This window comes from Streptomyces griseochromogenes (assembly GCF_001542625.1).
Taxonomy (GTDB): domain Bacteria; phylum Actinomycetota; class Actinomycetes; order Streptomycetales; family Streptomycetaceae; genus Streptomyces; species Streptomyces griseochromogenes.
Genome location: NZ_CP016279.1, coordinates 6,749,473 through 6,767,888 on the forward strand (window position 1 = coordinate 6,749,473; position 18,416 = coordinate 6,767,888).

At 71.0% G+C, this 18,416-nt stretch carries 12 protein-coding genes; 10 read left to right on the forward strand and 2 right to left on the reverse strand.

The features are described 5' to 3' along the window. Window positions 1–78 precede the first annotated feature (78 nt). On the reverse strand, window positions 79–786 hold the full coding sequence (locus tag AVL59_RS28955) for an AAA family ATPase (protein WP_067310149.1): 708 nt from the start codon (window positions 784–786) through the stop codon (window positions 79–81). Between the two features lie 486 nt (window positions 787–1,272). Here AVL59_RS28955 and AVL59_RS28960 point away from each other — a divergent pair, with 486 nt between their 5' ends. The 9 genes from AVL59_RS28960 (at window position 1,273) to AVL59_RS29000 (ending at window position 15,464) form a co-directional block, all read left to right on the forward strand. After that, window positions 1,273–2,451 (forward strand): PP2C family protein-serine/threonine phosphatase, encoded by a 1,179-nt coding sequence (locus AVL59_RS28960; protein ID WP_237281708.1) that lies wholly within the window; start codon window positions 1,273–1,275, stop codon window positions 2,449–2,451. A gap of 356 nt (window positions 2,452–2,807) precedes the next feature. Next, the gene (locus AVL59_RS28965) at window positions 2,808–4,085 is read left to right on the forward strand and encodes an ATP-binding protein (RefSeq protein ID WP_067310152.1); all 1,278 of its coding nucleotides are present in this window, start codon (window positions 2,808–2,810) and stop codon (window positions 4,083–4,085) included. 523 nt (window positions 4,086–4,608) lie between these two features. Further along, entirely contained in the window at window positions 4,609–7,488 is a 2,880-nt protein-coding gene (locus tag AVL59_RS28970; protein WP_237281709.1) for a lectin, read from the forward strand. A gap of 304 nt (window positions 7,489–7,792) precedes the next feature. Beyond that, window positions 7,793–8,614 (forward strand): tetratricopeptide repeat protein, encoded by an 822-nt coding sequence (locus tag AVL59_RS28975; protein ID WP_067310155.1) that lies wholly within the window; start codon window positions 7,793–7,795, stop codon window positions 8,612–8,614. Window positions 8,615–9,138: 524 nt separating this feature from the next. Beyond that, a complete protein-coding gene (locus tag AVL59_RS28980) occupies window positions 9,139–11,067 on the forward strand; it encodes a maleylacetate reductase and hydroxyquinol 1,2-dioxygenase domain-containing protein (RefSeq protein ID WP_067310158.1) in 1,929 nt (642 codons plus the stop codon). A 17-nt stretch (window positions 11,068–11,084) separates the two neighbouring features. Further along, window positions 11,085–12,857: an FAD-dependent oxidoreductase gene (locus AVL59_RS28985; protein WP_067310161.1), complete on the forward strand. Its 1,773-nt coding sequence runs from the start codon at window positions 11,085–11,087 to the stop codon at window positions 12,855–12,857. A gap of 11 nt (window positions 12,858–12,868) precedes the next feature. After that, a complete protein-coding gene (locus AVL59_RS28990) occupies window positions 12,869–13,627 on the forward strand; it encodes a CoA transferase subunit A (RefSeq protein ID WP_067310162.1) in 759 nt (252 codons plus the stop codon). Continuing rightward, entirely contained in the window at window positions 13,624–14,277 is a 654-nt protein-coding gene (locus AVL59_RS28995; RefSeq protein WP_067310165.1) for a CoA transferase subunit B, read from the forward strand. Before AVL59_RS28990 ends, AVL59_RS28995 begins: the two co-directional genes overlap by 4 nt. Further along, window positions 14,274–15,464 (forward strand): thiolase family protein, encoded by a 1,191-nt coding sequence (locus AVL59_RS29000; RefSeq protein WP_067310167.1) that lies wholly within the window; start codon window positions 14,274–14,276, stop codon window positions 15,462–15,464. The genes AVL59_RS28995 and AVL59_RS29000 overlap by 4 nt, the downstream gene beginning before the upstream one ends. Window positions 15,465–15,496: 32 nt before the next feature. Here AVL59_RS29000 and AVL59_RS29005 read toward each other — a convergent pair whose 3' ends face one another. Next, a complete protein-coding gene (locus AVL59_RS29005) occupies window positions 15,497–16,366 on the reverse strand; it encodes a helix-turn-helix domain-containing protein (RefSeq protein WP_067310169.1) in 870 nt (289 codons plus the stop codon). Between the two features lie 818 nt (window positions 16,367–17,184). Here AVL59_RS29005 and AVL59_RS29010 point away from each other — a divergent pair. Next, entirely contained in the window at window positions 17,185–18,222 is a 1,038-nt protein-coding gene (locus AVL59_RS29010; protein WP_067310171.1) for a C40 family peptidase, read from the forward strand. The last annotated feature ends 194 nt before the right edge of the window (window positions 18,223–18,416 follow it).

Here is an 18,416-nt window from a genome sequence, read left to right on the forward strand (position 1 = left end):
CCGGAAGCCGACCGGGACGCTGTTCTTCGGGCGCCGCGCGAACGAATGCACCTGGGTCGTCCCGGCGTAGTGCCACGCTCAGTCGAGCACATGGCGCAGATAGCTGTGCGGATCAGCGAGGTAGCGGCGCCAGTGGTCGACCAGCGCGAGTTCGCTCCAGGTCGTTCGGCGCAACCCGTGTTCGCCGACCTCGATGATGTTCGCACCGGGCAGCGCGGTCAGGAGCGGCGAGTGGGTGGCGCAGATGACCTGGCCGCCGCTCTTCACCAACTGACCGATGTGTCCGAGCAGTTCCAGGCAGGACGCGAAGGAGAGGGCCGCCTCGGGCTCGTCCATCACATACAGCCCGGCGTGGAGGAACTTCCCCCGGAAGGCGGCGAGGAAGCCTTCTCCGTGGCTCACTGAGTCAGGGGCGAACCCCTCGCGGTCCAGCGCGTCCAGAGCGGTCTCGGCACGCAGGAAGAACCCTTTGCGGGCAGCCCAGCTGCCCAACATCCGACGCCCGAGCGGCGCCGCGTCGAAGCGGATCCTCTCGCCCAGCGTCGACTTGGAACGATGACTGGCATAGCGCCAGTCGTGCGAGCCGCCCCAGGAATCCAGGCCGAAACCCTCCGCCAGAGCCTCGACCAGAGTCGACTTGCCCGAGCCGTTCTCGCCGACGAGAAACGTCACCGGCGCGGTGAAGCGCAGCCCGCCCGCGAGGAGATCGCGCACACACGGCACCGACCACGGCCACTCTCGATCGTCGTGGTCGTCCACATGCGCGTATGCACGTTCGACAATCATGCGCCGAGTCTCCCATGGGGGCATCCTGGCCCCGCCTGCCCAACGGTAGGGACGGTCCGTGCGCCGAGGACGCGCGGGCGCCGCTGGTGGCCCTCCCGGCTGAGCCTGATCACGATGGTCCTGTCAGGGGTCGCTGCCGCTGCCCGGTCTGCCGGTGACGGTGCCGCTGGGGCGACACGAGCCCGCCGTCGTAGCCACTGTCCACTTCGCGGTGAAGGCCCTCGTGGCCGGTTTCGCGCGTGGGATGCTGCCCGCGCGGCAGATGAACCCGGCCGACCACGCGCCACCGCGCCCCGCGGGCAAGTGTGTGCGAGACGTGCGCCGGACCGACAGCGGTTCGACCAGGGCCACGGCTTCGGCGTCCGGAACGAGCCCCTTCTTCTCGGCTCGCCGACAGCCCCGCGGAAGGGCGTACGGCGCCGTGACCAGGCGGATACGCACAGCCTGTGCTCGTCAGCTGTCCCCGGATGGTGCACTGTGGGAGCTGTGGACGTCCGGCGAAGCTTTGCCGGTGTGCGGCGGCCGTGGCAGTCGAGCCATGCGCTGCTGCTGATCCCCATCGTGCTCATCCTGGTGATCACGGTGACGGACCAGCTGGTGCCTGCCGACGTCCATCTCGGTCCGCTGCTGGTCATCGCTCCCGCGCTCACCGCCTCCTTCGCCGGCCCCGGGCTGACCGGGTTGATCGGATTCCTGGCCGTGGGGGCACAGATGTACATCGGCTGGCACTTCGGCGTGCTGTTCAGCCGCAACGTACTGGTGCAGATCCTGGCCCTGACCGTCCTGTCGGCGATGACCGTGTTCTACTGCGTGATGCGCGAGCGCCGCCTGCGCCAGCTGGCGCAGGTGCGCATGGTCGCCGAGGCCGCACAGCACGTCCTGCTGTGGCCGCTGCCGGAGCAGATCGGCTCGATGAAGATCGCCTGTCTGTACTTGGCCGCCGAGGCCGAGGCGCAGATCGGCGGTGACCTGTACGCCGCGACCCCCACCGACAGCGGAGTGCGGGTCATGATCGGCGACGTACGCGGCAAGGGCCTGTCCGCCATCGGCGAGGCAGCCCTCCTCATCGGAGCCTTCCGCGAATCCGCCCACCACCACACCACCCTGCCCGCCCTGGCCGCCGCCCTGGAACAGAGCGTCGCCCGCAACCTGCCCAACCTCGGGCCCGAGGAAGAGATGGGCGAGCGGTTCGCGACCGTGATGCTGTTGGAGATCCCTGACGACGGCCACATCAGCCGGATCCTGAGCTGCGGCCACCCCCCGCCCCTGCTGCTCGCTCCGGGGGGCGCTGTCACAGTTCCTGTGCACCCCGCGCCCCCGCTCGGGATCCAGGGGCCGACACCCGGGGCGTACACCGTCGACGTCTTCACCTTCGAGCCCACCGACACCCTCCTGCTCTACACCGACGGCGTCATCGAGGCCCGGGATGCCGACGGCGTCTTCTACCCGCTCATGGAACGTGCGGCCCAGTGGGCCGGGAGCAGCCCCGAAAAGCTTCTGCACCACGTCCGCCGTGATTTGCTCGACCACGTCGGAGGACGTCTCAACGACGACGCGGCACTCATCGCGCTGTGCCACGCGTCGAGCACCCCCCGAGTGCACCGCCACGGTCCGGACCTTCATCTCGGCGGATTCGGCCACGGCGGAAGATCGGTTCCTCACTGAGGCACACCATGCCGCCGGGACGGCGGAGCGACTGGATGTGCGTCTGGCGCCGATGACGGCCCGGGCGCACGGCACGTTGCCGTGGGCGACCACCAACATCACCGTGGTGGTGCATGGTTGACGGCCGTACGGCGGGAGCGGCGTGTGTGACGGACGCGAGGGGGCTCCGGCCGAGACGGCAGCGGTCCCACCCGCACCTCATCGCTTCGGCCCCGCATGCGGGCTGATCGCCCATGGCCCCTGGATCTCCTCCCTCGGACCCTCACCGTCATCGCGGCTTCGAGCGGCCCGCTCCGTTCGTCATCCGACGCTCCGCCGGGGACAATGGGACTCCCGGGCCGGGTGAGGTGGTGGTGATGCCCGCTTGGCATCTGCGCGACTATCACGAAGACGATCTTGACCAGGCCATTCAGATCTGGGACCAGAGCCGCCAGGCCGACGAGGACCGGGTGTTTCCGGTCTCGGAGGTGATGGCCGCGGCCAAGGCCGGTCAGACGGCGGTGGTCGCCGAGATCGGCGACGAGCTGGTGGGCATGGCCGTGGCGCAGGCGAGCGGCAGGCGGGGGTGGATCCTGCTGGTGGCACTGTCCTCCCGGTGGCGCGAGCGCGGGATCGGGAGCGCGCTCCTCGCCGAGCTCGAACGACGTCTGCGGACCTTGGGTGTGCGCCACATCAGTGCGCTGCTGCCCGCTCGTGCCGCCGGGGCGAAGGCTCTGGAGAACTCCGGCTACCAGCTCCGCGACGATCTGACCTACTACGAGAAGCTCGAACCGCCCAGCACCGCCAATGCCGATGTCCTCGCGGCGCTGGGCGGGCGCATGCTGCCCGAGGGGCTCTGGGACGCCATGGCCGGTATGGAGCGGGAGAAGCAGGTCGTCGAACGCCGTGTCGTGCTCCCGTTGACCGAGCCGGCGCTGGCGGACCGCTACGGCGTGGCCCCGCCCAAAGCGGTCATCCTGTTCGGGCCGCCCGGCACCGGAAAGACCAGTTTCGCCAAGGCGGTGGCCTCACGGCTCGGCTGGCCGTTCGTGGAGATCTTCCCGTCCCGGCTGGCGGCCGACACCAGTGAGGGGCTGGCCGTCGCGCTGCGGGGGGTCTTCGCCGATCTGGCGGAACTGGAGGCGGTGGTGCTCTTCATCGACGAGGTCGAGGAGATCGCCGGTGCGCGCTCCGGGAAAGCGGTCGACCCCGGTCATGGAGTGACCAACGAACTCCTCAAACTCATCCCCGTCTTCCGTGAGTACGACGCACGGATTCTGGCCTGTGCCACCAACTCGGTCCGCTCCCTGGACGCGGCGTTCCTGCGACCGGGCCGGTTCGACTACGTCATCCCCATCGGCCCGCCGGATCCGACGGCCCGCGCGGCGATCTGGGCCCGCTATCTCAGGCCCGCCTCCGACTCCGTGGATCTCGACCAACTGGTCAGGGCCAGTGAGCTGTTCACCCCGGCCGACATCGAGTTCGCCGCACGCAAGGGCGCGCAGGCAGCGTTCGAACACGAGGTCACCCACCGCCAGGGAAGGCCGGCCACCACCGAGGACTACATGAACGCCATCGCCGACACCCGGCCGACGCTCACCGCACAGGCGATCGAAGAGTTCACGGAAGACATCGAGACGTTCAGCCGGCTCTGAGACCCGTCCCGTTCCTGGCCAACCCCGACATCACCCGCCTACGCCTCGGCCACGATGCCGCCCAGGTCCTGCCGCAGGTCCCCGTCTGCCCCGCAGTGAGGTCGTTGTGCCGGGTGGCCTTGGGGTAACCGCCCATGACCAGCGGACGGACGTCGGTGACGGCCCCGAGCCCGGTCCGGAGCGCGCGTCGGCGTCCGGCGTGATCGGTCTCGGCCGGTTTGGAGCATGGCTCCTTGACATCAGGGGATGAGGGGGCCAACGTTCCGAAGAGTATGGCCTGTTGACCCGCTGTCGGCCCGCACCCCTGCCATGCGCCCCCGCACCACACCCGTTGACCGCTCGGTCGGAGCACGGACGTCGAGGCAACGTTGTCGACGCCTCGCGAAGCACCCCTCTCCAGGTCGATCAGCCTGCCTGTCGAAGGGACGAGGTCACCATGGCACGACTGACAAGACCGGCCGGACGACTCGCCTCCGGTTGTTCTTTCCGCACCAGGAATCGACCGACGTCGCGACTTCCGTCCGTGCTTGCCGTGGGTGCGCTGATGGTGGCCCTCGGAGCCGCTCCGACCCACGCCCGGTCCGCCGCGCCCGCGCCGGTCGCCGATCCCGCCTCCCTCGTCAACCCGTTCATCGGGACCGCGCACTCCGCCAACGACTTCCCGGGAGCGGACACCCCGTTCGGGATGGTCCAGTGGAGCCCCGACACCCCGCACCGTCCGGACGGCGGTGGCTACTCGTACGGCGACTCGTCCATCACCGGGTTCAGCCTGACCCACATCGCGGGCCCGGGCTGCCGCGCGGCCGGCGACATCCCGGTGCTGCCGACCGTCGGTACGCTCGACACGAACGCCACGGACAGCTTCTCGCACCCGAACGAGACCGCGTCCCCGGGCTCGTACACGGTGTCCCTGGACAACGGGGTCAGGACCGAGCTGACCGCGACCACGCGCAGCGGAATGGCACGGTTCACGTTTCCCGCCACCAGCCAGGCGAACCTGCTCTTCAAACTGACGGGCAGCCAGGGCGGCGACACGGCCACCCGGTTCGACGTGGTGAGCGACAAGGAGGTGAGCGGCCAGGTCACCAGCGGCAACTTCTGCGGGACCCACAACTCCTACGCGGTCTACTTCGACATGGTGTTCGACCGGCCGTTCGGCCACAGCGGCACGGTCACGGCCACCGCCACGCTCCCCTCGCCCACGAAGGAAGCCTCGCCCAACGCACCCGAGGCACCGAACAAGCCGGTGCCGCACGGGACCCTCCCCCGTGCGGGACACGCCTTCAGCCCCCGGGCGACCGGGAACGACGGCTACGTCACCTTCGACACCACCGCCCATCAGGCCGTCCAGGCCAAGGTCGGCCTGTCCTACGTGTCGGTCGCCGACGCGGTGGGCAACCGCGAGGCGGAGAACCGCGCGTGGGACTTCGCCGGTGTGCGGAGCTCGGCGCACAAGAGCTGGAACTCCCTGCTCGGCCGGGTGCGCATCACCGGCGGTACCCGCGGCGAGCAGACCGTCTTCTACACCGCGCTCTACCACGCGCTGCTGCACCCGAATGTGATCAGTGACAGCAACCGCGACTATCCCGGCTTCGACGGGAGGACCCACACCGTCGACCCGGGCCACGGCGCGGCCTACGCCAACTACTCGGGCTGGGACGTCTACCGCTCACAGGCCCAGCTCGAAGCCCTCATCGCCCCGCAGGCCGCCTCCGACACCGCCCAGTCGATGGTCGACGACTACCGCCAGACGGGGCTGTTCCCCAAGTGGTCCGAGAACAACGGCGAGACGTACATCATGGTGGGCGACCCGGCGGACGAGATCATCGCCGACTACTACGCTTTCGGGGCCAGGCACTTCGACACCGCCACCGCGCTGCGCGCCATGGTCGCCGAGGCCACCGGCGCCAACGGCAACCGGCCCGGACTGAACTACCTGGAGCAACTGGGCTGGCTGCCCAGGAACGGCAAGTACGGCTGCTGCAACTACTACGGCCCAGTCTCCACCACGCTGGAGTACGATTCCGCCGACTTCGCCGTCTCCGCCCTCGCCGGAGCCCTCGGTGACCGGGCCGACCAGCGCCGGTTCGTGAACAGGGCGCAGAACTGGCGGAACCTGTTCCACTTCGGGAGCGGATTCCTCCGGCCGCGCGACGCCTCGGGCACCTGGACGGCGGGGTTCTCGCCGACCTCGGGCAAGTACTTCGTCGAGGGCGACTCCTGGCAGTACACCCCGATGGTGCCGTTCAACCTGCGCGGGCTGGCCATCGCCATGGGCGGCCGCTCGGCCATGGCCAAGTTCCTCGACACGGACCTGTCCTCGCTGACCGGTGCCGGCGGCCACACCGATCTGGGCAACGAGCCCAGCCTCAACATCCCCTGGGAGTACGACTACATCGGCCTGCCGCACCGGACCCAGCAGGTCGTACGTCAGGTCCAGGACCAGATCTGGACCGACAGCCCCTCGGGACTCGCGGGCAATGACGACCTGGGCGAGATGAGCTCGTGGTTCGTGTGGTCCGCCCTCGGGATGTACCCGGAGACCCCGGGAACAGCCGACCTGGCGCTGGGCAGCCCGCTCTTCCCCCGTGCCGTGCTCACCCTGCCGTCCGGCCACACCCTCACGATCAACGGCACGGGCGCCGCGGACGTCGCCCCGTACGTGCAGTCGGCCACGTGGCGCGGCGCGGCCTGGAACAAGGCATATGCGCCCGCGGGCGCCGTCACGAGCGGAGGCACGCTCACCTTCAGGCTCGGCACCTCCCCCAACCCGTCCTGGGCGTCGGCCGCCTCCGCCGCCCCGTCCTCCTACCCGGGGGCACCGACGTTCACCGGCGTCGGCGTATCCGGCGACTCCTCGGCCTCCTCGGCAGACTTCGACGGCGCGGGCTACAGCTATTCCGCGGACGCGCTGGCCGCCGATGGCGTCGCCCCCGGCTCGCGGATGACCGTCGACGGCGTCTCGTTCACCTGGCCCGACGTGGCGGCCGGCGCACCGGACAACTACGAGGCGAACGGCCAGACCGTGCGGGTGTCCGGATCGGGCACGCTGTCGTTCCTGGGAGCGGCGAACAACGGCCCGTCCTCGGGCACGGCCGTGGTCACCTACACGGACGGCACGACTCAGCAGGTCACCGTCCACTTCTCCGACTGGACCCTGAACGCCGGCCGCTCCACACCGCTGCCCGACAACACCGTCGCCGCGACCACGCCCTACCGCAACCACTCCGCCGCCCCACGCGACGACACCCGGACGTATCTCTTCACCACGACCCCGGTCGCGCTCGCCCCGGGCAGAACGGTCGGCAGCGTGCGGCTGCCGTCCGACGTCGGCACAGGAGGCCTGCACGTCTTCGCGCTCGGCTTCGGCTCCGGGCATCACCCGACAGAGGGAGCACGATGACCGAATGAGGCGCGGGTGACGCCGGTGTCAGGGCCTCTCTTCCGGCAACGGGGCACGCCGTGCGGCCCTGGCTCTCGCCGCTCGGCCCGGTCCGGCACCTCGCCGATGTGGCCGCAGAGCAATGCCGCCACGCTGAAGCTCATCCACATGAGCGAGGGATACGCCCGCCACGACGGCCACGCCGCCCCGCTCCGCGAGCGCGTCGACCCGCTTTCCGGCCGCCCACGCCGGTGCGCTCGCCACGGTCCTGCACGGTCTCGGCGACGGTCTGGCGCACGCGGGCCGATACGAGGACGCGGCAGAGGTGACGGTCCGAGCCGCGGTCATTCGCGCGAGCCTCGCCGAGACCGACCTGCTGACGTTCGGACCGGGCCTTGCTACGTCGCTGCACGTTCTCGGCGACTACCGCAGGCGGCAGAACCGGTGGCCGGAAGCGTGCGCCTGCTACCAGAAAGCCGTGGACGTCCGGCGGCGACTCACCGAGATCAGTCCTTCCGACCACGAACACCTCCTCCCCTTCTCTCTCCACGTTCTCGGAGCGGCACTTGCCGTCGTCGGCAGCCACGAACAGGGCCGTACGGCCGTCGGAGAGGCCGTGTCGATCCGGCGGCGCCTCGCCCGGTCGGATCCGCGTCAGCACGCACGGGACCTGGCATTTTCGCTGGTCTGCCTCGGGGGCATCCTGGGGGCCCTGGACCGCGTTTTGGAGGCGTGGGCGGTCGCGGACGAAGCTCTGCTGATGCGCGACCGGTTTCCCGGAAGCAGCCCGGACCACTTCGAGCCGGACCTCGCCGGCCTGCTGTCCACGCTGGGTTTCAACCTGGCGCGCACGCACCCGGGGGAACGCGAGCTCGCGGTGAGGATCACCGAGAGGGCCGTGGACATGTACCGGCTCGTGGCAGGCCATGATCCCTCCGCCCATCGGGAGGGGCTTGCCCTGACGCTGCACGATCTCGGCAGACGGCTGTTCGAAGTCGGCCGTCCCCACGACGCCGCCGCCGCTGCCGAGGAGTCCGTCGGCCTGTGGCGCGACCTCGCCGCGGCCGACCTCACCCTACGGAGCCGGCTTGCGGCCGCGTCACATGACCTCATGGCATTCCGGCGCCAGACGGAGCGGCAACGGTGAGCGGGTCGGCGGTCCCACCGTGCGGGGGCCCGTGCTCGCCGCCCATCCGAGCGGGCTGTGGCTGAGTGGCCCGCAATGGCCGCTCGCCATTCGTGTCAGGCGGATGCGCCGATCGTGCGAGAGCGCTTGAGCACGCGACGCGACGCCGAGCGGGCGACGGGTCACGGCCGAGGGGCGACCGTCGGCGTCGTGGACGCCGTTGCGGGCTCGCGGGCGGGCAGCGGGCGGCGGCATGGATCTCCCGGCGGTGCGCGGCAGGCGCGGGGCATCGGGCGGACGCCGTGGACGGAACGCGGATGTCACTGAGTACCTGAAGGAGGTCGGTCAGCGCGCGGGCGCCTGAGCCCGGTCCGACGGACGACCCGTTGCCGCCCTGTTCCCTCTCCTGGCCGTGCGCCATGGCACGCACGCGTGCTTCGTGCAGTGGGGCGCGCGGATCGTGCAGGAATTCACGCGGATGTCATTCGCATACTCGGTGACTCAAGGGACCGACGCGACCGGATGACACGCGGAGGCAGAGTTCAATGCGGACGTTCGTCTACACATCTCACCCCTCACGGGTGGTCTTCGGGGCCGGCACGGTCGGCCGACTCGGCGAGGAGGTCGAGCGGCTCGGCTGCTCGCGGGTGCTGCTGCTGGCCGGCGGGCCCCTGGCGGGAGCCTCCGCACGGGTGCGCCAGGCGCTCGGCGGTCTCCTGGCGGCGGAGTTCGACGGCGCGGCCATGCACACTCCGGTGGAGGTGACCGAACAGGCCCTCGACCTGCTCAGGAAGTCGTCCGTGGACGGCATCGTCGCCGTCGGGGGCGGTTCGACGACGGGTCTGTCGAAGGCACTGGCCCTGCGCACGGGACTGCCGCAGGTGATCCTGCCGACCACGTACGCCGGCTCCGAGGTGACCCCTGTCCTCGGCGAGACCCGGGACGGACGCAAGGTCACCCGGTCCTCTCCGGAGATCCTGCCCGAGACTGTCGTCTACGACGTCGACTTCACCCTCACCCTGCCGCTGTCCCTGACGGTCACGAGCGGCGTCAACGCTCTCGCCCACGCCGTCGAGGCCCTGTACTCCGCCGACGCGAACCCGGTCACCGACCGACAGGCCCTCGACGCGATCTCCCGCATCGCCCGGGCGCTGCCCCGCCTCGCCGCCGACCCGGCCGACCTGGAGGCGCGCGCCGACCTGCTGCGCGCGGCCTGGCTCGCGGGGACCTGCCTCGCCACGGTGGGTATGGGCCTGCACCACAAGCTGTGCCACACCCTGGGCGGCAGCTTCGATCTGCCGCACGCCGAGACGCACACCGTCGTACTGCCGCACGCCATCGCCTACAACGCGCCCGCGGTGCCCGGTGTGATGCGCCGCATCGCCGACGCCCTGGGCGTGCCCGACGCCCCCGGCGGCGTCTACGACCTGATCGCCTCCCTGGGCGGCCCCACCTCGCTGCGCGACCTCGGCATGCCGCAGTCCGGCCTGGCCCGCGCGGCCGAGCTGGCCACGTCGACGCCGTACCCGAACCCGCGCGAGCTGACCACCGAGGGCATCGCGGAGCTGCTGGCCGACGCCTGGCACGGACGCCGCCCCGAGGGTCCGCCCACCACGGAGGCCAAGGCGGCCCGTCTCACCGAACAGGTCGTGGCCAGCTTCGCGCAGGCGCCCGACGCGCGCGTGGGCACCCTGCTCAGCGACCTGGTCCGGCATCTGCACACCTTCGTCGCGGCCAATGACGTCACCGACGCGGAATGGCAGTACGCCATCGACTTCCTCACCCGCACCGGCGAGAGCTGCAGCCAGACCCGCCAGGAGTTCGTGCTGCTGTCGGACACGCTCGGTGTCTCCAGTGCCGTGGATCTGCTCACCAACTCCCGTACGCCCCTCACCACTCCGTCCGCCGTGCTCGGCCCCTTCTACATGGAGGGCCCACCCGACACCCCGCACGGCGGCGACATCTCCGGAGGGCTGCCCGGCACCCCGCTCTGGGTGGACGTACGGGTTACGGACACCGACGGCGAGCCGGTCGAGGACGCGGTCGTGGACGTCTGGCAGTCCAACAGGGACGGCTTCTACGACGTCCAGCTCCCGGATCTGGACGGGCCGGTCCTGCGTGGCCGGCTGCGCACCGACGCCGAGGGGCGGATCACGTTCTGGTCCATCCTGCCCTCGGCGTACCCGATCCCCGAGGACGGGCCGGTCGGGCAGATGCTCGCGGCGGTCGGCCGCCATCCCTTCCGGGCGCCGCACCTTCATTTCATGTTCGACGCGCCCGGCCACCACCGGCTCGTCACCCAGCTGTTCGTGTCAGGCGGCGCCTACCTGGACAGCGACACGGTCTTCGGCGTCAAGGACGAGCTCGTCGTCGACTTCGCGCCGCAGACCGGCCCCACCCCCGACGGCCGCAGGGTCGACGGCGAGTGGCGCCGGCTCACCTACACCTTCCGCCTCGCCCCCCTGGCCGGATGACCGAGGAGCGCCCGCCCATGACCATCACCGATGCGCACGACACGTACGCCACCGACGTCCTCGTCGTCGGCAGCGGCCCCGCCGGGGGCTCGGCCGCGTTGCTGCTGGCCACCTACGGCATCCGGACCCTGCTGGTGACGAAGTACGGCTGGCTGGCCAACACGCCGCGGGCGCACATCACCAACCAGCGCACCATGGAGGTCCTGCGCGACCTCGGAGTGGAATCCGAGGCGTTGGCCGTCGGCAGCCCCTCCCGCCTCATGGGCGACACGGTGCTGTGCACCGCGCTGGCCGGGCAGGAGATAGGCCGTATCCGCAGCTGGGGCACGGGGCCGGCGGCGGCGAGCGAGTACGCGGCGAAGAGCCCGTGCGAGATGATCGACCTACCGCAGACCTACCTGGAACCGATCCTGGTGAACAACGCGGCGGCCCGCGGTGCCAAGGTGCGCTTCGACACCGAGTTCCTCAGCTTCACCCAGGACGAGAACGGCGTCACCGTGCTGCTGCGCGACCGGGTCCGCGGCGACGAGTTCACCGTACGGGCCCGCTACCTGATCGGCGCGGACGGCGGGCGCAGCGCGGTCGCCGAGCAGCTCGGCCTCCCCTTCGACGGCCGCATGGCCAAGGCCGGCAGCATGAACATCGTCTTCAAGGCCGACCTCACGCGGTACTGCGCCCACCGGCCGAGCGTCCTGTACTGGGTGCTGCAGCCCGGGGCGGAGACCGGCGGCATCGGCATGGGCCTGGTCCGCATGGTGCGTCCGTGGAACGAGTGGCTGCTGGTGTGGGGCTACGACATCGAGCAGCCGCCGCCGGAGGTGGACGAGGAGTCGGCGCGGCAGATCGTGCGTGACCTCGTCGGTGACCCCGGCCTGCCGGTGGAGATCACGTCCACCTCACTGTGGACGGTCAACCACAGCCATGCGTCGGCGTATTCGTCCGGGAGGGTCTTCTGCGCGGGGGACGCGGTGCACCGTCATCCGCCGTCCAACGGGCTCGGCTCGAACACCTCCGTACAGGACTCGTACAACCTGGCCTGGAAGCTCGCCATGGTGATCCGCGGCGAGGCCGGCCCCGAGCTGCTCGACAGCTACTCCGCCGAACGGGCCCCCGTAGGGCGGCAGATCGTCGAACGGGCCAACCTCAGCCGCGACCAGTTCGGACCGATCTTCGAGGTGCTCGGCATCGGTGGTGGCGGCGACCACGAGGCCATCGCCGAGGGACTCTCGGCGCTCGGCGCGCCGACGCCCGAGGGCGCCAAGAAGCGACGCCTGCTCGAGGAGGCGATCCAGCGGAAGAACTACGAGTTCAACGCGCACGGCGTCGAGATGAATCAGCGCTACGCCTCTTCCGCGGTACTTGCCGACGGCGGCCCCGACGAAGTCTGGGAGCAGAACCGGGAGTTGGTGCACCAGCCGACCACCCGACCCGGCGCGAAACTGCCGCACGCGTGGCTCGTCGACGAGCGGGGCGAGCGCCTGTCGACGCTGGACGTCGTCGGTGACGGCACCTTCACCGTGCTGACCGGTCTGTCGGGCGGCGTCTGGGACACGGCCGCGACCGCGTGCCGGGCAGACCTCGGCGTGCCGCTGCGCGTGGTGCGTATCGGGGCCGACAACTGCCGTGACGCGTACGGCGAATGGAGCCGGGTCAGCCAGATCGCCGAGGACGGCGTGCTGCTGGTGCGCCCGGACGGCCATGTCGCCTGGCGCCGCGCCACCGCTCCGGCAAGCGCGCGGTCGGCCCAGGACGAGTTGCTCGGCGCGCTGCGCCGGGTGCTGGCCCGGTAGGAGAGAACGAGATGGACAAGGTGATGGCCACGGCCGAGGAGGCCCTGGCGGACGTGACGGACGGACGGTCGTTCGCCGTCGGCGGCTTCGGGCTGAGCGGCGTCCCCGAGGTCCTCATCGGCGCCCTGTACGAGAGCGGGGCGAGCGGCCTCGCGGTCGTATCGAACAACTGCGGCGTCGACGGCCGCGGCCTCGGCATCCTGCTGGCCGCGGGCCGCATCGCCCGGGTGACGGGCTCGTACATCGGCGAGAACAAGGAGTTCGCCCGGCAGTACCTCGCGGGCGAGCTGGAGGTCGAACTGACGCCGCAGGGCACGCTCGCCGAGCGCCTGCGGGCGGGCGGCTCGGGGATCCCGGCCTTCTACACCCCGGCCGGCGTCGGCACACAGGTCGCCGAGGGCGGGCTGCCGTGGCGCTATGCCCCGGACGGTTCGGTCGCGGCGGCCTCGCCGCCCAAGGAGGTGCGGGCCTTCGACGGCGTGGACCACATCCTGGAGCACGCCATCACCACGGACTACGCGCTGGTCAGGGCGGCGCGGGGGGACCGCCACGGCAACCTCGTCTTCCGCCGCGCGGCGCGCAACTTCAACCCGCTGGCCGCCATGGCCGGGCGCATCACCGTCGCCGAGGTGGAGGAGCTGGTCGAGCCGGGCGTCCTCGGCCCCGACGACATCCATCTGCCCGGCGTGTTCGTGCAGCGTGTCGTGGCGCTGACCCCGGAGCAGGCGGCGGACAAGGGAATCGAGAAGAGGACGGTGCGCGAGCGATGAGCTGGAGCAGGGACGAGATGGCGGCGCGCGCCGCGAGCGAGCTGCGGGACGGCGACTACGTCAACCTGGGCATCGGGCTGCCGACCCGCGTGGCCGACTTCCTGCCGCCGGGCGTCGACGTCGTCCTGCACTCGGAGAACGGGCTGCTCGGTGTGGGGCCGTACCCGTCGCCCGACGAGGTCGACGCCGACCTCATCAACGCGGGCAAGGAGACCGTGACCGTACGGCCGGGGGCGTCCTTCTTCGACTCCTCGCTGTCCTTCGGCATGATCCGCGGCGGCCACATCGACACCGCGATTCTGGGCGCACTCCAGGTCTCGGTCCGCGGTGACCTCGCCAACTGGGCGGTCCCAGGAAAGATGATCAAGGGGATGGGCGGTGCGATGGACCTCGTCCACGGCGCCGGCCGGGTCGTCGTACTCATGGAGCACCTGACGAGGGACGGCGACTCGAAGATCGTTCAGGAGTGCACGCTGCCGCTGACGGGCCGCGGGTGCGTGGACCGGATCATCACCGACCTGTGCGTCCTCGACGTCACACCCGATGGACTCGAACTCGTCGAGACCGCACCAGGTGTGACGGCTGATCAGATCGCTGCCCGCACGCCCCTGACCCTCCGTCGTGAGAAGCCTGCCGGGAGCAGCCGATGATCGAGCGACCCCGTGACGTGTACGTCGTCGACGCCGTCCGCACCCCTTTCGGCCGCTACGGCGGCGCCCTGGCCGGCGTACGCCCGGACGACCTGGCCGCCGGCGTGCTGCGTGCCCTGGTCGACCGCAGCCCCGGCCTGGACCCCGCCCGCATCGACGATGTGCTGCTCGGCAACGCCAACGGCGCGGGCGAGGAGAACCGCGACGTGGCCCGTATGGCCGTCCTGCTCGCCGGGCTTCCGGTGTCCGTGCCGGGTGCCACGGTCAACCGACTGTGCGGTTCCGGTATGGAGGCGGTGATCCAGGCGGCCCGAGCCATCGCGCTCGGTGACGCCTCCATCGCCGTGGCGGGCGGTGTCGAGTCCATGAGCCGCGCGCCCTGGGTGCTGCCGAAGCCGGAGCGGGCCTTCCCGGCGAAGGACCAGCGGCTGTACTCGACGACGCTCGGCTGGCGGATGGTGAACCCGCGGATGCCCGCGGAGTGGACGATCCCGCTCGGCGAGAGCGCGGAACTCGTCGGCGCCAAGTACGCCGTCACCCGGGCGGCACAGGACGCGTTCGCCCTGGACAGCCACCGCAACGCCGCTCGCTCCTGGCGCGAGGGCCGGTACGCGGGAGAGGTCGTCCCGGTCGAGGGCGTGGACCTGAGCCGCGACGAGGGCATCCGGGACGACACCTCCCTGGAGGCCCTCGCTCGGCTGCGGCCGGCCTTCACCGCGGACGGCACGATCACGGCCGGCAACGCCTCACCGCTGAACGACGGGGCGGCCGCGCTGCTGCTCGCCGACGAGGACGGACTCGCCGCGATCGGGCGCGAGCCCCTGGCCCGGGTCCGGGCGGCGGCGGTGACCGGCATAGAGCCGCAGTACTTCGGCCTCGGCCCGGTCGACGCCATCCGCAAGGTGCTGGCCAAGGCCGCGGTCGCCCCCGGCGATCTGCACACGATCGAGCTGAACGAGGCCTACGCGGCCCAGGCGCTGGCCTGCCTGGCCGCGCTGCCGGAACTCGACCCCGAGGTGGTCAATCCGCGCGGCGGTGCCATCGCCATCGGTCACCCGCTGGGCGCGTCGGGCGCCCGCATCACCGGAGCGGTCGCGCACCAGCTGGCCGCCGCGGGCACCGGCACGGGCCTGGCGGCGCTGTGCATCGGGGTGGGCCAGGGCCTGGCCCTGGTGCTGGAGCGCTGAGGGGAAGCCGTAAGAGGCCGTGAAGGGCGTCTTCAGCCGGAGCGGCGCAGTGCGGCCGGGGTGGTGCCCAGCCGGGCGCGCATCACCCGGGTGAGGTGCTCCTGGTGGGAGAAGCCGCAGGCGGCGGCCACCTCCGCGATCGGGGTGGAGCCGGTGCGCAGCATCCGGCACGCGGCCTCCAGGCGGTGCCCGAGCAGGAACTGGTGGGGCGAGTGGCCTGTGCTCGCCCGGAACCTCCGCGTGAACTGGCTCGGGCTCAGCGAGGCCGAGGCGGCGAGGTCCGCGATCGGCAGCGGTTCGGCCAGGCGCTGCCGCATCAGCTCCCGGACGGCCGCGAGCTGCCGGTCGGACAGCCCGGCCGGGTCGGGCGGGGGCACGGCCGCACGGACACCGTGGCGGCGTGCCAGCTGGGCGGCGAGCATACCCGTCAGGTGATCGGTGTACGTGCGGGCCGACGGCTCCCAGGAGCGCACCGCGCCCTCCAGCGCGAGCATGAGCTGTTCGGCGAGTGGATCACTGACCCCGAGCTCCTCGGACAGCTCCACGGGCCGTCCGCCGTTCGCGTCGCGCAGGGCATCGTCCGTGAGGTAGGCGTGGATCGTCTGCAGCCGCCCTCCGAGCTCGACGGCGAGAGCTCGGCCGGCCGGCTGCAGAAAGAACCCACCGGCCGGGATCGTCCGTGCCCGCCCGTCCGCGCCCTGCCCCCGCCGTACGGGGACAGGACCACTGAGGTGCAGGATCAACAGGTGGGTGGGGGCCGGATCGAACGCCGCGCGGTAGGGCTGCTCCTCCTGCGCGGAGAGATACAGCCGGTCCCATCCGAGCCCTGAGCTGGTGTGTCGTGTCCGCACGCCGGGCTGTCGCAGCATGCCGACCGTGTCCGCCAGGCCGAGCTCCGTCATGATCAGACCTCCTCACGACACCCATATAGTTGAATAGTAAACCAAGCGTCCGGCCGGCGAGAGGGAACCGGATCGCGCGGATGCGGTCCACGACCACCGGGAGACCCCTGGCCGCCGCCGACGGGTGCCGACCCGACGGCCATGCGGCCGCGATCCGCGCCACTCGGTACGGGCTGCGACGTCAAGGCGGCGAGGCGGCCCACGGCCCGGCCGGACACATGATCACCCCGTGACATACGCCGGTCGCGGCCCAGGCCGACCAGTCACTCGCCCCCCTTCGACTCACCTTCCCGCATGGCCTCCGATCCCACATATCGCCGTGGCGACGGACGGTGACCATGTCTTCGCAGGGGCGACGCGCACCACACGAAGGACGAGCGCGACGGAGAGCATGACACCGGCCGCGAAGGGGCCTCCCTGCCGGACGGCCCCACTCTCCCGACGGGGACCGCACAGCCCGCGGCCTCGCCCCGCATCAGCTCGGCGTCACGGCGTGGACGGCGGGCCGGAGTTCACGGCCGGCGGTGTCGTCGCCGCCGACGTCCGGAAGGCACCCGATCCACCAGGACCGAGGGTCTGCCGGACCTCGACGGCGATCCCGACACGGCGTCAAGCGGGAGCGAGCGGGCGACGGATGAAGGGCAAGGCAACGCGCAGCGCATGAGATTTTCCATGCAAACATTTGATCTGACCGTGAGACCTTCATTAAGGTCTTGCCTCAACCCCCGCTCAGGCGATCACTCAGAAGGAGTGACGGTGGAGGGGCACCGCCCACCGACGTGCCGGCAGGCGGCCGAAGGAACAAGGAGCCCGCCCCTGTGGCGTCCCACCGTCGACTGAAGCAGCCGAGCCGCACGCGCGTGACCGTGCTGACCACCGCGGCAGCCGCCGCCGTCGCGCTCAGCGCGAACGCCGCCAATGCCGCGCCGAGCGAGAAGCTCAACAAGGACGAGGTCAAGGCGAAGGTCGACAAGCTCTACGAGCAGGCGGAGCAGGCCACCGAGAAGTACAACGGGGCCAAGGAGAAGCAGCAGAAGCTGCAGAAAGAGATCTCCACGATCCAGGACAGCGTCGCCCGCGGCCGGCAGGAGCTCAACAAGCTGCGCGACGGCCTCGGTTCGCTGGCGACGGCCCAGTACCGCTCCGGCGGCATGGATTCCTCGGTCCAGCTCTTCCTGTCCTCCGACCCGGACGACTTCCTCGACAAGGCCTCCACGCTCGACCAGTTGAGCAGCCAGCAGGTCGAGGCCCTGAAGAAGATTCAGGACAAACAGCGCGAACTAGCCCAGGAGCGCGCCGAAGCCACCGAGAAGCTCAAGGACCTCGCCGCCACCCGCACGGAACTGGGCAACAAGAAGAAGGAAGTCCAGGGCAAGCTCGCCGAGGCGCAGAAGCTGCTCAACACCCTGACCGCCAAGGAGAAGGCGGCCCTCGCGGCCGAGCAGCAGCGCGCCGATCGCTCCTCCGCGGACCGCGTGGACCTCGGCAACGACACCTCCGCCTCCGGCCGGGCCGGCGCCGCGTTCTCCGCCGCACAGAGCAAGCTCGGCACGCCCTACGTCTACGGCGCCACCGGCCCCTCCTCCTACGACTGCTCGGGCCTGACCTCCTGGGCCTACGCCCAGGCCGGCGTCTCGATACCGCGCACCTCCGAGGCCCAGGCGAACATCGGCACCCGCCTCACACGAAGTCAGCTTCAGGTCGGCGACCTGGTCTTCTTCTTCAACGACCTGCACCACGTGGGCCTGTACGCGGGCAACGGCCAGATCCTGCACGCTCCTCGCACTGGCACAGTCGTACGGTACGAGTCGATGGACACCATCGGCGGACCGTTCATGTTCGGTGTCCGAGTCTGACCCACGCCTCCGTCAGGAACACCGTCCCTCGCTCGCCGCAACCGCCGGCATGTACTGCTCGACGATGGCGCGGTCACGGGCGCGTGCCAGGCGGACTTCGCCGCTGCCGCCGGCCGGGGCCCGTCGAAGGTGAGCTGCCGCTGTCCTTCGCTCGCGCATCATGCACGCCTCCCTCGCGCCGGTCGGCGGGGCGT

What these genes read in the sequence shown, in the direction of transcription:
- AVL59_RS29000 (WP_067310167.1), top strand. Translation starts at nt 14,274, where the DNA reads ATGATCGAGCGACCCCGTGACGTGTACGTCGTCGACGCCGTCCGCACC.
- AVL59_RS28995 (WP_067310165.1), top strand. Translation starts at nt 13,624, where the DNA reads ATGAGCTGGAGCAGGGACGAGATGGCGGCGCGCGCCGCGAGCGAGCTG.
- AVL59_RS28980 (WP_067310158.1), top strand. Translation starts at nt 9,139, where the DNA reads ATGCGGACGTTCGTCTACACATCTCACCCCTCACGGGTGGTCTTCGGG.
- AVL59_RS29005 (WP_067310169.1), bottom strand. Translation starts at nt 16,366, where the DNA reads ATGACGGAGCTCGGCCTGGCGGACACGGTCGGCATGCTGCGACAGCCC.
- AVL59_RS28965 (WP_067310152.1), top strand. Translation starts at nt 2,808, where the DNA reads ATGCCCGCTTGGCATCTGCGCGACTATCACGAAGACGATCTTGACCAG.
- AVL59_RS28955 (WP_067310149.1), bottom strand. Translation starts at nt 786, where the DNA reads ATGATTGTCGAACGTGCATACGCGCATGTGGACGACCACGACGATCGA.
- AVL59_RS28990 (WP_067310162.1), top strand. Translation starts at nt 12,869, where the DNA reads ATGGACAAGGTGATGGCCACGGCCGAGGAGGCCCTGGCGGACGTGACG.
- AVL59_RS28985 (WP_067310161.1), top strand. Translation starts at nt 11,085, where the DNA reads ATGACCATCACCGATGCGCACGACACGTACGCCACCGACGTCCTCGTC.